Consider the following 14,128-nt stretch of genomic DNA (forward strand, 5'->3'; position numbering starts at 1 on the left):
TCGTCCACCCCGTGCATGGGTCTAGAGGGCTGCCATGAGCACGCACACCGACCGCCTCGCCGCCTTTCGCCAGCAGCTTGCCGCCCAGGGCCTCGACGGCTTCGTCATTCCGCTGACCGACGAGCATATGAGCGAATATGTCGGCAGCTATGCGCAGCGCCTCGGCTGGCTGACCGGGTTCGAAGGGTCGGCCGGATCGGCGGCGGTGCTGGAGACACAAGCGGCCATCTTCACCGACGGGCGCTACACGCTGCAGGTGCGGCAACAGGTGGACGGGGCACATTGGTCGTATGAGCCGGTGCCGGAATCGAGCCCGGCGGATTGGCTGAAGGCCCATGCCAAGGCAGGCGCGCGGATCGGATACGACCCGTGGCTGCACCGCGGCGACTGGGTCAAGAAAACGCGCGAGATGCTGGCCGCCAAGGGCGCCGAGCTGGTCGCGGTGGCCGACAATCCGATCGACGCGGTGTGGACGGACAAGCCGCAGCCCAGCAAGGCGGCGCTGATCGTGCATCCCGAGCGGCTGGCCGGCCGGTCGAGCGCGGACAAGCGCCAGGCGGTGGCCGATTGGCTGGGCGAACAGGGTGCCGACGCGGCGGTGCTGGCGGCGCTCGATTCGATCGCGTGGACCTTCAACCTGCGCGGGAGCGACGTGGCGCGGACCCCGGTCGGGCTGGCGTTCGCGCTGGTGCACAGCGACGGCACTGCCGACCTGTTCGTCGAGGGCGAAAAGGTGACGGCGGAGCTTCGCCAGCATCTCGGCAACGGGGTGCGGCTGCACGAGCGGGCGGACTTCACGGCAAAGCTCGGCGAGCTTGGCGGCAAGACGGTGGCGGTCGATCCGGAGCGGTCGGTGGCGGCGATCAGCGAAGCGCTGGAGGGTGCGGGCGCCAAGATCATCGCCTTGCGCGATCCGACGGTGCTGCCCCGCGCGATCAAGAACGAGGCGGAGATCGCCGGTCAGCGCGCCGCGCAGACCCGCGACGGGGCGGTGATGACCCGCTTCCTGAAGTGGGTCGCCGAGCATGAGGGCGAGCTCGACGAATTAAAGGCTTCGGACCGGTTGGAAGCGATCCGCCGCGAGGACCCGACGCTGCGCGACCTGTCGTTCGACAGCATCTCCGCGTTTGGCGCCAACGCCGCGAGCCCGCATTACCATTCCACCGAAAAGTCCAACGTGCCGTTCCGGCCCGGCTCGCTCTACCTGATCGATTCGGGCGGGCAGTATGAAGATGGCACCACCGACATCACCCGCACGGTAGCGGTCGGCGAGCCGAGCCAGGAGATGCGCGAGCGATTCACCCGCGTGCTGCAAGGCCATATCGCGATCGACCGCGCGCTGTTTCCCAAGGGCACGCGGGGCGGCCAGCTCGACAGCTTCGCGCGGCGGCCTTTGTGGGAAGCGGGTCTCGATTACGCGCACGGCACCGGTCACGGGGTCGGAAGCTTCCTGTCGGTCCACGAAGGCCCGCAGCGGATCGCGCCGGTCGGCGGCGCTTACGCAGGGGGCGACGAGCCGCTGCAGGCGGGGATGATCCTTTCCAACGAGCCCGGCTATTACAAGGAAGGCGAATACGGCATCCGGATCGAAAATCTGGTGCTGGTGGTCGAGAAAGAGGTGCCGGGCGCGGAAAAGCCGATGCTTGGCTTCGAGACGCTGACCTTTGCGCCAATCGACCGGCGGCTGATCGTGACCGGGATGCTAAGCGAGGCCGAGCGCCAGTGGGTGGATGCGTATCACGCCGAGGTGGTGCGGCGGATCGGGCCGGGCCTGGGCGCGGAAGAGCGCGCCTGGCTCGAGGAGCAATGCGCGCCGTTGTGAGTGGCGCAACGGCGGGTGCGAATGTCTGCTTACGCCCCTTGATGGGTCACGCAACGAAGAGCCGCGGATGTCCGCTATGGGTGGAAAGCGGACATCAGCTCACATCCTTCATCGACATTCGATACGACGGGAATCTGCTGGTTGCTTGATGCAGGTCGCACCTCCAACGACTTCAATGCGGCCGCTCCCGCTTGAGGAGATGTTCGCTGTGCCCGATACGTTGGCATAGCTAGAGCCTGCGCCGGCTACGGCAATGCTCGCGTTTCTTACCCGCAGCCGCATCGCGTCAATTGAGCCCGAGCTTCCAACTACATACGTCGCCTCGCGAGCGCTTCCGTCCACAGTGATGCCGCCTGAGCCACCCGTCGTCAGGTGAACCTGTCCGACATCAAGTAGAGTAGCTCTCACTACTCCCGCGCCAGCTGTGGCTGCCGCGAATGTCTCCCCGCGAACACCGGAGATTTCGACATCCGCCGCACCTTCAAGATTAACGGAGGCGAGGCTCGTTGCAGAGACGACGATGTTCACCCCCGACCCGGGATTCCAGCTCCAGGCTGCGCCTTCGCGGAAGCGGATCGCAAGTGTGTCGCCTTCAACGGCTACGACCACATCACCAAGCAACGCGGGAGGGCCGTGAAGGCGAACAAGCCTTGGCTCCCTGCTGACTAATACGCCGACCTTGAAGGGCCCTGACACCTTCAGGCGATCAAACCTGCCGACGGCAACGTCGCGAGATTGATACGGGCTGGGATTAGCTTCGGCAGCGGGAGGTGATGAAGCTTGGTCGCGGGAAGAAGCGGAGCGCTCTGGATGCGAGCTCTCGCTCGAAAGGGATAAAGCGATTGCAGCAGCGGCGACGAGTATCATGAGCAAAACTCCGGCAGAAGCTAGCCGTTTATTTGGACTAAGCTGCCCCGAAGAATTATGCGTCGTGGTCGGATCGACCACCCCTATCGTGCTGGGTCCCATGTTATCTGGGGGAGCTGATTCCGCCTGCCTGAGTGTGCGAGCAGCCTCCCGGCTACTTGAAACCCCTAGATGTCGGCGCGCCTCGCGCAAGTGCTCGGTGACCGTGTGGACTGATATCCCGAGTTCGCGGCTGACCGATTTGGCATCGTGACCATTCACAAGGAGCCGAAGTATCTCCTTTTGCCGAGGCGTAAGTTTTTGAACGTCGGGGTTACTCATCAACCCTATTAGTCCCCAAAGGCGGCAATGTCCGCAATGGGTCGTAAGCGGACAATCGTCACGCGACCTACCGAGCACCCATAGCAGACACTCAGGACGCCACTAGTCTCGGCCCTCATCCGCTGGCTGCGAGGACTCGGCCGGCGGCTTGGGCGGCGCCGCGCCCGCCTTTCGCTTTCTGAGGTTCTCGCGCAACGCTGCGGCCAGGCGTGCGTCTTTATCCTGTTTTGTCATTCCTTTTCCTTGACACCTCCTAGGCCTCACGGCCATAGGCCCGCCCGTCTCCGGACAGTGCTGCCGTAGCTCAGTGGTAGAGCGCATCCTTGGTAAGGCTGAGGTCGTGAGTTCAATCCTCACCGGCAGCACCATTTTTCTCTCCTGTTAATGGCTGGACGCCGCCTGCCCGGCGGCTAGAGGAGCGCCATGCTCTTTTTCTCCGACAATGCCGCGGCGGTGCATCCGGCCGTGTTCAAGGCGATGGCCGAGGCGGACCGCCTCGACGCCGGTTATGATGGCGATGCGTGGAGCAAGCGGCTGGACGGCGCTTTCTCGGCCCTGTTCGAGCGCGAGGTGACTGTGCTGTGGGTGACCACCGGCACCGCCGCCAATTGCCTGGCGCTGGCAGGTCTGGTGCCGCCTTACGGCGGCATCCTCTGCCACCGCGAGGCGCATATCCAGGTCGATGAAGCGGGCGCGCCCGAGTTCTTTACAGGCGGGGCGAAGCTGCTGCTGGTGGATGGGCCGGGCGCCAAGCTCACGGTGGAGGCGGTGGACGACGCCCGGAGCCGAATCCGGGCGGACGTTCATCAGGTGCAGGCGAACGCGCTGTCGATCACCAACGCGACCGAATATGGGCTGACCTATTCGGCGACGGAGACGGCGGCGTTGGGAACGTGGGCGAAGAGCCATGGGCTTGGCTTCCATCTCGACGGAGCGCGGTTCGGCAATGCAGTGGCGTCGACCGGCGCCAGCGTCGCGGATCTTACTTGGCGCGCGGGCGTCGATGCGCTGAGTTTCGGCTTCGTCAAGAACGGTGGGCTGTCGGCCGAGGCGCTGGTGCTGTTCGATGCAGGATTGGCCGATGGGATCAAGCGGCGGCGCAAGCGGTCTGGGCACCTGCTCAGTAAGGGCCGCTATCTCGCCGCGCAGCTGCTGGCGATAGTCGAAAACGGCCTGTGGCTCGACAATGCCCGCGCGGCCAATGCGGCGGCGCGGCGGCTGGCCGAGGCGGCGGGCGAGCGGCTGGTTTATCCGGTCGAGGCCAACGAGGTGTTCCTGCGCGTCAGCGCGGCCGAGGCCGCTGCGCTGCGGAGCCGGGGCTTCGATTTCTACGACTGGGGCATCGGCGAAGCGCGACTGGTGACGAGCTGGAACCAGGACATGGACGCGGTCGAAACGCTGGCCCGGGCGATCGAAGCGCTGTGAGCGCGCCGCTCGGCCGCGGCACGGTCCTTCTCTTCTTCTGCATCATCACCCTCATCTGGGGGTCGACCTGGATCGTCATCCGCGACCAGCTTGGCGTTGTGCCGGCGCATTGGTCGGTGGCCTATCGCTTCGTGATCGCGGCGGCTGCCATGGCGGCCTACACGCGCTGGCAAGGCAGCCCGCTGACGCTCCCGCCCGGCGCGTGGAAGATCGCAGCTTTGTTCGGTTTTTGCCAGTTCTGCGTCAACTTCAACGCGGTCTATCTGGCCGAGCATCACATCACGAGCGGCCTCGTCGCGTGCGTGTTCGCGCTGCTGCTGATCCCCAACAGCCTGCTCGCCTGGGCGTGGACAGGGCATAAGCCGAGCCGCAGCTTCATCCTCTCTGCGATCCCCGCGATCGGCGGCATCGCCCTGTTGTTCTGGAACGAGGTGCAGAGCGCGCGGGCGCCGCTGGGCGAAGCGGCGCTGGGGATCGGGCTGACCCTGCTTGGCGTCATGGGCGCGAGCATTTCCAACGTGCTCCAGACCACCGACCGGGCGCGCGCCATTCCGCTGCCGACCATGCTGACCTGGGGAATGATCTTCGGCGCGACCTTCGACGCCTTGTTCGCGCTCGCCGTCAGCGGGCCGCCGGTGTTCGATCCTCGGCCGGGGTACTGGCTGGGCCTCGCCTATCTGGCGCTGTTCGCCTCGGCGCTGGCGTTCAGCCTCTACATGCCGATCATCCGCACCATCGGCGCCGGCCGGGCGGCTTATTCGAGCGTCATCGTGCCGATCATCGCCATGGCGCTGTCGACCCTGTTCGAAGGCTATCGCTGGACGCCGCTGGCGGTCGCGGGCGCGGTGCTGGCGATGGCCGGAATGGTATGGGCGCTGACCAGCCGGCGCGAGGTTGTTCCGACGCCGGTCGCCGACTAAGTCTCGGACCATGCTCGATATCCGCGCGTCAATGGACGCTCCAGCCGCTACCCCGCCCGTCATCCGCCGCGAAGATTATCAGGCGCCCGATTGGCTGGTGCCCGCGATCGAGCTGAGCTTCGCGCTGGATCCGGCGCGGACGGTGGTCAGCACTCGGCTGACGGTGGAGCGCAATGGCACGCACGACCGGCCGCTCAAGCTTGACGGCGAGGAGCTGGAGCTGCTGGCGCTGCGGGTGGACGGCGAGCCGCGCGAGCCGCGGTTCGAGAACGGGCGGCTGGTGGTCGAGCTGTCCGGCGACACGGCGGTGGTCGAGACCGAGGTCGCGATCGCGCCGGAGAAGAACAGCCAACTGATGGGGCTGTACGCCTCGGGCGGCATCCTCTGCACCCAGTGCGAGGCCGAGGGCTTTCGCCGGATCACCTTCTTCCCCGACCGGCCGGATGTGCTGAGCCGCTACCGCGTGCGGCTGGAAGCGGACCGGCAACGCTATCCGGTGCTGCTGGCGAACGGCAATCCGGTCGAGCAAGGCGACAGCGGCGGCGGCCGGCATTTCGCCGTCTGGGAAGATCCCTTCCCCAAGCCCTGCTACCTGTTCGCGGTGGTCGCCGGCGACCTCCGGTGCAACGCCGACCGCTTCACCACCATGAGCGGCAGGGAGGTCGATCTCGGGATCTGGGTCCGCGAGGCCGACCTGCCCAAGACCCAGCTGGCGATGCAGGCGCTGAAAGACAGCTTCGCCTGGGACGAGCGGACCTATGGCCGCGAATATGACCTCGACCGGTTCAACATCGTCGCGGTCAGCGACTTCAATTTCGGGGCGATGGAGAACAAGGGCCTCAACATCTTCAACACCCGTTACGTGCTGGCAGACCCTGAAACGGCGAGCGACTTCGACATCGATGGCGTCGCGGCGGTGGTCGCGCACGAATATTTCCACAACTGGTCGGGCAATCGGGTCACCTGCCGCGACTGGTTCCAGCTCTCGCTGAAGGAGGGCCTTACCGTGTTCCGCGATCAGGGGTTCAGCGAGGACATGGGTTCGGCCGCGGTGCAGCGGATCGACCAGGTGCGGACATTGCGCGCGGCGCAGTTTCCCGAGGACGCTGGCCCCCTAGCCCATCCGATCCGGCCGGACTCCTATCTCGAAATCGCGAACTTCTACACCGCGACGGTCTACAACAAGGGCGCCGAGGTGATCCGCATGATGCGGACGATCCTCGGGCCGGAGGCGTATCGCAAGGGCACCGACCTCTATTTCGAGCGGCACGACGGGCAGGCGGTCACCTGCGAGGACTTCGTGCGGGCGATGGAAGATGCGAGCGGGGTCGATCTCAAGCAGTTCCGCTTATGGTATTCGCAAGCGGGAACGCCGACCGTGACGGCGCGGCTGGAGCAGGACGGCGGCCGCACGACGCTGCACCTCTCTCAGCAGGTGCCCGCGACGCCGGGGCAGGAAACCAAGCAGCCGATGGTGATCCCGCTGCGGGTGGCGCTGATCGGGGCGGAAAGCGGCCGCGAAGTGGCGGCCGAGCGGCTGGTGCTGCTGACCGAGGCCGAGCAGTCGGTTGACCTTGGCGCCGTCGACGAGACCGCGTTCCTGTCCATCAACCGCGGCTTTTCGGCGCCAGTCATCGTCAATGCCGAGCGACGCGCTGGCGAGATCGAGGCGCTGGCGGCTGGTGACAGCGACAGCTTCGCACGGTTCGAAGCGGGCCAAGAACTGATGACCCGCGACCTATTGGCAGCGATCACAGGCGGCGGCGCGGTCGAGGTCGAGGCGATCATCGCCGCGGTTGGTGCGACGCTTCGCAGCCAGTCGCTCGACCCTGCCTTCAAGGCCGACGCCATTGCGCTGCCGGGTGAGAGCCTGCTGATCGAAAAGCTCGCCGCCGCCGATCCGGCGCGGGTGCACGAGGTGCGCGAGGAAGTGCGGCGCGCCATTGGCACGCGCCTCAGTGACGAGCTCCAGCGCAGCTACGCCGCGGCGAGCGCGGCCGATCCGACCAGCCTGTCCGGCGAGGACAAGGGCCTTCGCCGCCTTCGCGCCGCGACGCTGGCGCTGCTGGCGGCGGGCGATGCCGAGCTGGGCGCACAACTGGCGCAGCAGCAGTATGACGCGGCGCGCACCATGACCGAGCGGCAGTCGGCGCTGAACGTGCTGGCGATGCTCGGGCCCGACGCGGCGAAGGCGGCGCTGGAAGACTTCTACGCCCGCTTCGAGGACGATCCGCTGGTGATCGACAAGTGGTTTGCGGTGCAGGCGCAAGTGCCGGGCGAGGCGACGCTGGAGAGCGTGGAGCGGCTGCAAAAGCACCCTGCCTTCACCCTCGCCAATCCCAATCGTCTGCGCGCGCTGGCCGGAAATTTCGCGGCCACGCCGAGTGCGTTCCACCGCGCCGACGGGCGTGGCTACGACTGGCTGGCGGAGGTGATCGTTGCCGCCGACAAGCTCAATCCGCAGACCGCCGCGCGGTTCGTCGCGCCGCTCGGCCGGTGGCGCAAGATCGAACCCGGCCGCGCCGCCAAGATGCGCGCCGCACTGCAGCGCATCCTTGCCGAACCGGAGCTCAGCAAGGATGTGTTCGAGCTAGCGAGCAAAAGCCTCGGCTGAGGCTTAGCCGCCGATCCAGCGGGCAACCTGGGTCGCGACATCGTTGGCGGCGGTGTTGATGGCCGGGCCGACAGTGGCGTTGGTGCCGTCGGCGGGCGCCGACGCGGTGAAGCGGCGGGTCTGGACCGTGGCGCCGCGGGTGGCGGTGGCGTCGTAGGTGACGACCACCTGGCCCGTTGCCGTGTCGTAGCCAAAGCGCTGCAGCACACCCGACACGCGGGTGCCGGGATCGATGCCGGTCTGGCGCGGGTCGATCACCACCCGGCCGGTGACCCGCTTCACCGTTTCGCTCAGCAATTGCTGGAACAAGCGGTCGGGCGTGTCGAGATATTGCAGGTCCTTGACGTAGGTGACCTGGCCCGAGCCTTCGAGCACGGGCACGCGCACCTGGCGAATCTCACGCCCGGCGATCGGCAATTCGATGGTGATCGCCTCGCCCGCGGCGGCGGTGCGGTCGAAGTTGGTGCTCGGCGCTGCCGGGGTCAGGGTCAGCAGAACCGCCGGGGTCTTGCCGCCGAAACAGGCCGACAACGACAGGGCGGCGGCGAGGGGGAGAAGGAGGCGCATCAGCGGGACTTTCCGGGCTTGTGATCGGGGAGCTTGGGCGCGCCAAGGATGCCGGTGACGCCGCCCTGGTCGAGCCGGCTCGACACGCCCTCGAGGCTGGAGGTGAGATCGCGCAGGTCGCGGATCAGGCGGTTGACCTCGGGCAGGGTCGACTTGGTGAGGTTCTGCACCCCCGGCCGCGCGTCATTGACCAAGGTGTCGATATTGGCGGTGGTGCGCTGCACCGATTCCAGCGACTTGCGGAGATCCGCCGCGGCCGGGCGGACGTCCTGCTGCACGAGGGCGTCGGTGCTTTCGGCCAGGCGCGCGACACGGTCGGCGGCGATGCCGGCATTGCGCGCGGCGATGCGGGCTTCGGCCATGGTGTCGGCAATCTCCGGCGCGCGGTCAGCCAGCACCTTGGTGGTGCGGTCGACATTCTCGAGAATGTCGGAAATCGCATTCTGGTTGCGGTCGCTGAGCAGTTCGGTCAGCCGCTCGGTCAAGCGCTGGATGCGTTCCAGCAGCTCCGGCGCGGAGTTCAGCAGCGCGCCGAGGCCGCCGGCCGAGCTCGGCACCACCGGGCAGCCCTGCGGCCCGAGCTGGGTCAGCGGGCGGGCGCCCTTCACCGCGCCATCGAGCTGGATTTCGGACACGCCGGTGAAGCCGACGCCCTTGATCTGGGCGGTGGTGCCCTGAAGCACGGGGGTCGATTCCTCGACCTCGATCCGCACCCATACGAATTCAGGCCGGTCGGGGAGCAGCGACACGCGGGTGATCTGGCCTACCGGGACGCCCGAGAAGCTGACATTGGAGCCGCGATTGAGGCCGCCGACGCCCTGGCTGAAGTAGATGTCGTAGCACTTGCGCTTCTGCGTGTTCAGGCCGGCGATCCATACGGCGAAGAACAACAAGCCAATGAGAAGGGCGAGGACAACGCTGCCTACCAGCACCTGGTTTGATCGGGTTTCCATTGCGCCTGCCTAAGCCGCCGCCGCGGCGCGGCCGCGCGGTCCGTTGAAATATTCCTGGATCCAGGGGTGATCGAGCTTGAGCAGCTCATCGATGGTATCGACCGCGATCACCCGCTGGTCGGCCAGCACTGCCACGCGGTCACATATGGCATACAGGCTGTCGAGATCGTGGGTGATGAGGAACACGGTAAGATCGAGTCGTTCCTGAAGTCCCTTGATCAGCTGGTCGAACGCCTGCGCGCCGATCGGGTCGAGGCCGGCGGTAGGCTCGTCGAGGAACAGGAGCTCGGGATCGAGGGCAAGGGCGCGGGCCAGGCCGGCGCGCTTTCTCATGCCGCCAGACAGCTCGCTCGGGAACTTGGAGCCGGCATTTTCGGGCAGGCCCGACATGACGATCTTGTAGCCTGCGATCTCGTCCAGCAGCGGCTGCTTAATGAAGGGGAAGTATTCGCGGATCGGGACCTGCACGTTCTCGGCGACGGTCAGCGTGGAGAAGAGCGCGCCGTTCTGGAACAGGATGCCCCAGCGGCGACGGATGTTCTTGGCCTCGTCTTCGGGCCGGTCGACCATGTTCTCGCCCAGCACGTCGATCTCGCCCGCGGTGGGACGCTGGAGACCGATAACGGAGCGCATCAGCACCGATTTGCCGGTGCCCGACCCGCCGACCACGCCGATGATCTCACCGCGGCGGACGTCGAGGTCGAGGTTCTGATGGACGATCTGGTCGCCGAACCGGTTTTCCAGCCCGCGAACGCGGATGATCGGCCGTTCGTCGTCTGGCAGAATGGGCGAGGACCTCATCAGATCCACCCGACCGAGCTGAAGAACACCGCGAAGATGGCGTCAAGGACGATCACGAGAAAGATCGACTGCACCACCGCGGCGGTGGTCTTGAGGCCGACCTGCTCGCTGTCATTGGCGACCAGCATGCCCTGGAAGCAGCCGGCGAGCGCGATGATGAAGCCGAACACGGGCGCCTTGATCAGGCCGACCCACAGGTCGGTCGCGGGCACCACGTCGCCGATCAGCTGGATGTAGGTGATCGGTGGAATCTCCAGCCCCGCCCAGCAGAAGACGCCGCCCCCGACGATCGCCGTCATCATCGCCCAGAAGGCAAGCAGCGGCATGACCACAATGGTCGCGAGGATGCGCGGCACGACCAGAGCCTCCACCGGCGACACGCCGATGGTGCGCATGGCGTCCACTTCCTCGGTGATCTTCATGGTCCCGATCTGCGCCGCGAAAGCCGAGCCCGAGCGGCCTGCGACCATGATCGCGGTCATGAGGGGCCCAAGCTCGCGCACGGTGATCCGGCCAATGAGGTTGACGGTGTAGACCTCGGCGCCGAACTGCTGGAGCTGCACCGCGCCCTGCTGTCCGATCACGACGCCGATGAGGAAGCTCATCAGCCCGATGATCCCCAGCGCGCGGACGCCGACCACGTCGAACTGCTGCACCAGAGCGTTGTAGCGGAAGCGCTTGGGGTGGGTGAGAACTGCGGCCAGCCCCATCAAGGTCGCGCCGAAAAATCCGAGCAGGCCCGCGATGGTCCGCCCGAACTGGAAGGTCCATGCGCCGAGTTCGCCCACCACACTGATCTTCTTCGGCCGCTTGACCTCGCTCGGGCGGTCTGCGTCGGCGACCTGCTCGAGCAGTTTTGCGACCTCGGGGCTGGCACCTACGACAGTGCCCTGGCGGTCGCGAACGGTGCGGTGGATCAGCCAGGCGCCGACGGTGTCGATCCGCTCGACCCCCGAAAGGTCCACTTCAACGGGATCGGGAATGGCATCCAGTTCGCGCTGGGTCGATCCGGCACGGGCAATGGTCAACGCACCGTTGGGCGCGAAGACATTGGGTTTCGTCCTGGGCAGCGCCGCCGAAGCCATCAGGCGGGGACATGCCCGGAAAGCGGGAGATCGGCAAGCATCACGCATTCAACGCGCGCACAAGCGTTTCGGGTGCAATACGATTATGCGCAGGCGTTCGCGGGTCCGGTCCGGCGGGGCGCCGAAATCCTGCCTTGTTATTGCCAGCTTTTGCGGCTTTGCCCACGAGGTACATATGGCCGACGCCCCCGCCTCCCCCCAAACCGTGCAATTCGTTGCCATCGGCGATCCTGACGTGCGCCTGTTCGGCCGCACCGCACGCGCCCGTGCCGAGCAGGTTGCGGCCAAGGCCGGGCTGGCGCCGGTAGCTGACGATGACTCCGCCAAGGCGCGGATCGTCGCCGACATGGGGTTCGCATGGGACCCCGCGTGGCTGACAGAACTGAAGAACCGCCCCGGCTCGGCGCTGATGCTGGATGGCAGGGCGGTGATGATGCATCTGGAAGCGGGCACGGAGCGCGACGGCTTCGATGCCGCCGGACTGATGCCGATCGATGCGCGCACGGCCACGCTCAACTATTCGCTGCTGCGCAAGCGCGAGCGCCCGTTTGTGATGCCGCTCGACCCCGCCGACCCGCTGCCGGTCGAGCGCGCGCTGTACGACGCGTCCTACAAGGGCGTGACCGACCTCCTGACGCTGTATCTGTGGCGCAGGCCGGCCTTCTGGCTGACCCGCTGGGCAGCGCAGGTCGGCATGACCCCGAACCAGGTGTCGGTAATCGGCCTGGTCTTCTGCGTCGCCGCCTTTTGGGCGTTCTGGAACGGGCAATATTGGCTCGGCACCGCGACCGGCTTCGTGTTCATGGTACTCGACACGGTGGACGGCAAACTCGCCCGCTGCACCGGCACCTCGTCCAAGTGGGGCGATTTCCTCGATCACGGCGTCGATCTCGTCCACCCGCCTTTCTGGTGGTGGGCCTGGCTGCACGGATTGGGCGCGGCCGGGCACCAGCTGGAAGAAGTCTACAAGGGCGGCATCCTGGCGGTGATCGTCGGCACCTATGTCATCGGCCGCATCATCGAAGGCATCTTCATGTGGCGGTTCGGGATGCACATCCACGTGTGGCAAAAGGTGGACAGCCGCTTTCGCCTCGTCACCGCCCGGCGCAATCCCAACATGGTGATCCTGGTCGCCGCATTGTGCGTTGCCCGGCCCGACGTTGGTATCCAGCTGGTCGCCTTGTGGTCGGTGCTGAGCCTGATCTTCCATTCGATGCGCCTCGCCCAAGCCGAAGGCCGCGCTGCCCGTGGGCGCAAGATCATCAGCTGGCTCGACCGGCCGTGACCTCGCAAGAGCGCTGGACGGTTCTGCTGCTGGCCGGCTCACGCCCGGGCGGCGATCCGCTGACCCGCAGCCTGCATGTCGATTGCAAGCCTTTGCTCCCGATCGCGGGCGAGCCGATGGTGCTGCGCCCGGTTCGTGCGCTGCTCGCGACCCAAAAGGTGAGTCTGATCCGCGTCCTGACCCAACAGGTCGAGCGGCTGCGCGAGGTGCTGCCGGACGATCCGCGGCTAGTGGTGGAACGGTCGGACGATACCATCGCCGCGACCTTGCAGCGCCTCTGCGCCGATCCGGCGACGCCTTATCCGCTGTTGGTCACCACGGCCGACCATGCCCTGCTGACGCCGCAGATGATCGAAGAATTCATCGCCGGCTCGGCGGGCAGCGACGTGGCGATCGGCTTCGTCAGCCGCTCCAATATGCTCACCCGCTTTCCCGATGCGCAGCGGACCTGGCTGCGGTTTGGCGCCGAGCGCTATAGCGGGGCCAACCTGTTTGCGTTGCGGACGCCCGAGGCGCGGATCGGGATTGAGCGCTGGCGCAGCGTCGAGCAGGACCGCAAGAAGGGCTGGCGGGTTCTGTTGCAAATGGGCCTGCCCCTGTTTCTCGGCGCGGTGCTGCGGGTCCGCGATCTTCACCAGTCGGCGCGCGGGCTGAGCCGGAGCCTTGGCATCACCATCAAGGGCGTGGTGCTGAGCGATCCCACCGCCGCGATCGATGTCGACAAGGCGGCGGACTATACGCTGGTCAACGCGATCATCGCAGGGCGCGCCTGATGGATCTGGCCATCTACGACATGGACCGAACGGTGACCCGCCGGCCGACCTACACCAGCTTCCTGCTGCATTGCGCGGTGCGGCGGGCGCCGTGGCGGCTGCTGTTCCTGCCGCTCGTGGTGGGATCGATGCTGGCCTATGTCGCTAAGCTGATCAGCCGGGCACGGTTGAAGGAAATCAATCACAAGCTGCTGCTGGGCGAGAGCATCCGGCCGGCCGACCTCAAGCCCCTGGTCGACAGCTTCGCCGACGCGCAGGTCGCGCACAACATCCGGCCGGGTGCACGGCTGGCGATCGCCCGTGACAAGGCGGAAGGACGGCGGGTGGTGATGGCCACCGCCAGCTACCGCTTCTACGCCGCCGCGATTGCCGAGCGGGTCGGGTTCGACGACGTGATCGGGACCAACACCCTGCTCGGGCTCGACGACAGCGTGATCTGCCGGATCGACGGCGAGAATTGCTATGGCGAAGCCAAGATGCGGATGGTCGCCCACTGGGTCGAGCGGTCGGGCCTGACCGGCAGGCATGGCCATGTCCGCTTCTATTCCGACCATGTCACCGACGCGCCGGTGTTCGAATGGGCCGATGAAGCGGTGGCGGTGAATCCCCATGGCAAGCTCCGCGAGCTCGCCGCGAAGCGCGGCTGGTCGGTCGAGGACTGGGGCTGAGGCGCCTCACCGATCGCTTTAAAGACA

12 protein-coding genes, 1 tRNA gene and 1 pseudogene are annotated in these 14,128 nt (G+C 66.6%); 8 read left to right on the plus strand and 6 right to left on the minus strand.

Annotation, left to right across the window (positions count from 1 at the left end; genetic code table 11):
* The first annotated feature begins 34 nt into the window (after positions 1 to 34).
* Positions 35 to 1,822: an aminopeptidase P family protein gene (locus tag ACP69Z_RS01565; protein WP_426265797.1), complete on the plus strand. Its 1,788-nt coding sequence runs from the start codon at positions 35 to 37 to the stop codon at positions 1,820 to 1,822.
* A 108-nt stretch (positions 1,823 to 1,930) separates the two neighbouring features.
* Here ACP69Z_RS01565 and ACP69Z_RS01570 read toward each other — a convergent pair whose 3' ends face one another.
* Both ACP69Z_RS01570 and ACP69Z_RS01575 read right to left on the minus strand, forming a co-directional pair.
* Positions 1,931 to 2,689 (minus strand): head GIN domain-containing protein, encoded by a 759-nt coding sequence (locus ACP69Z_RS01570; protein WP_426268024.1) that lies wholly within the window; start codon positions 2,687 to 2,689, stop codon positions 1,931 to 1,933.
* A gap of 150 nt (positions 2,690 to 2,839) precedes the next feature.
* A pseudogene (locus ACP69Z_RS01575) lies at positions 2,840 to 3,010 on the minus strand (helix-turn-helix domain-containing protein); the annotation flags it as partial.
* Positions 3,011 to 3,303: 293 nt separating this feature from the next.
* Between ACP69Z_RS01575 and ACP69Z_RS01580 the strand changes: the two are divergent.
* The 4 genes from ACP69Z_RS01580 to pepN all read left to right on the plus strand — a co-directional run bounded on the left by ACP69Z_RS01580 (position 3,304) and on the right by pepN (position 7,969).
* A tRNA-Thr gene (locus ACP69Z_RS01580) sits at positions 3,304 to 3,378 on the plus strand.
* A 55-nt stretch (positions 3,379 to 3,433) separates the two neighbouring features.
* Complete coding sequence (locus tag ACP69Z_RS01585; RefSeq protein WP_426265798.1) at positions 3,434 to 4,435, plus strand: threonine aldolase family protein; 1,002 nt, start codon at positions 3,434 to 3,436, stop codon at positions 4,433 to 4,435.
* Entirely contained in the window at positions 4,432 to 5,355 is a 924-nt protein-coding gene (locus ACP69Z_RS01590; RefSeq protein ID WP_426265799.1) for a DMT family transporter, read from the plus strand. The genes ACP69Z_RS01585 and ACP69Z_RS01590 overlap by 4 nt, the downstream gene beginning before the upstream one ends.
* A gap of 10 nt (positions 5,356 to 5,365) precedes the next feature.
* Positions 5,366 to 7,969: an aminopeptidase N gene (gene pepN, locus ACP69Z_RS01595; protein ID WP_426265800.1), complete on the plus strand. Its 2,604-nt coding sequence runs from the start codon at positions 5,366 to 5,368 to the stop codon at positions 7,967 to 7,969.
* A 3-nt stretch (positions 7,970 to 7,972) separates the two neighbouring features.
* Here pepN and ACP69Z_RS01600 read toward each other — a convergent pair whose 3' ends face one another.
* The 4 genes from ACP69Z_RS01600 to ACP69Z_RS01615 are packed head-to-tail and all read right to left on the minus strand — an operon-like array spanning position 7,973 to position 11,375.
* A complete protein-coding gene (locus ACP69Z_RS01600) occupies positions 7,973 to 8,536 on the minus strand; it encodes an ABC-type transport auxiliary lipoprotein family protein (protein WP_426265801.1) in 564 nt (187 codons plus the stop codon).
* Positions 8,536 to 9,489, minus strand: coding sequence for an MlaD family protein (locus ACP69Z_RS01605; protein WP_426265802.1), 954 nt, complete (start codon positions 9,487 to 9,489; stop codon positions 8,536 to 8,538). The genes ACP69Z_RS01600 and ACP69Z_RS01605 overlap by 1 nt, the downstream gene beginning before the upstream one ends.
* 9 nt (positions 9,490 to 9,498) lie before the next feature.
* Positions 9,499 to 10,290 carry an ABC transporter ATP-binding protein gene (locus ACP69Z_RS01610; RefSeq protein WP_426265803.1) on the minus strand — a complete coding sequence of 264 codons (792 nt, stop codon included), beginning with the start codon at positions 10,288 to 10,290 and terminating at the stop codon, positions 9,499 to 9,501.
* On the minus strand, positions 10,290 to 11,375 hold the full coding sequence (locus tag ACP69Z_RS01615; RefSeq protein ID WP_426265804.1) for an ABC transporter permease: 1,086 nt from the start codon (positions 11,373 to 11,375) through the stop codon (positions 10,290 to 10,292). Before ACP69Z_RS01615 ends, ACP69Z_RS01610 begins: the two co-directional genes overlap by 1 nt.
* Before the next feature lie 175 nt (positions 11,376 to 11,550).
* On the opposite strand from ACP69Z_RS01615, the gene ACP69Z_RS01620 reads away from it, so the two are divergent.
* Genes ACP69Z_RS01620 through ACP69Z_RS01630 form a run of 3 tightly spaced genes read left to right on the plus strand, consistent with a single transcriptional unit; the run spans position 11,551 to position 14,101 of the window.
* A complete protein-coding gene (locus tag ACP69Z_RS01620; RefSeq protein WP_426265805.1) occupies positions 11,551 to 12,660 on the plus strand; it encodes a CDP-alcohol phosphatidyltransferase family protein in 1,110 nt (369 codons plus the stop codon).
* Positions 12,657 to 13,433: an NTP transferase domain-containing protein gene (locus ACP69Z_RS01625; protein ID WP_426265806.1), complete on the plus strand. Its 777-nt coding sequence runs from the start codon at positions 12,657 to 12,659 to the stop codon at positions 13,431 to 13,433. The genes ACP69Z_RS01620 and ACP69Z_RS01625 overlap by 4 nt, the downstream gene beginning before the upstream one ends.
* Positions 13,433 to 14,101, plus strand: a complete 669-nt coding sequence (locus tag ACP69Z_RS01630) for an HAD family hydrolase (RefSeq protein WP_426265807.1) — start codon at positions 13,433 to 13,435, stop codon at positions 14,099 to 14,101. Before ACP69Z_RS01625 ends, ACP69Z_RS01630 begins: the two co-directional genes overlap by 1 nt.
* Positions 14,102 to 14,128 lie beyond the last annotated feature (27 nt).

The sequence above is a fragment of the Sphingomonas sp. LHG3443-2 genome (assembly GCF_049896405.1).
GTDB lineage: Bacteria > Pseudomonadota > Alphaproteobacteria > Sphingomonadales > Sphingomonadaceae > Sphingomicrobium.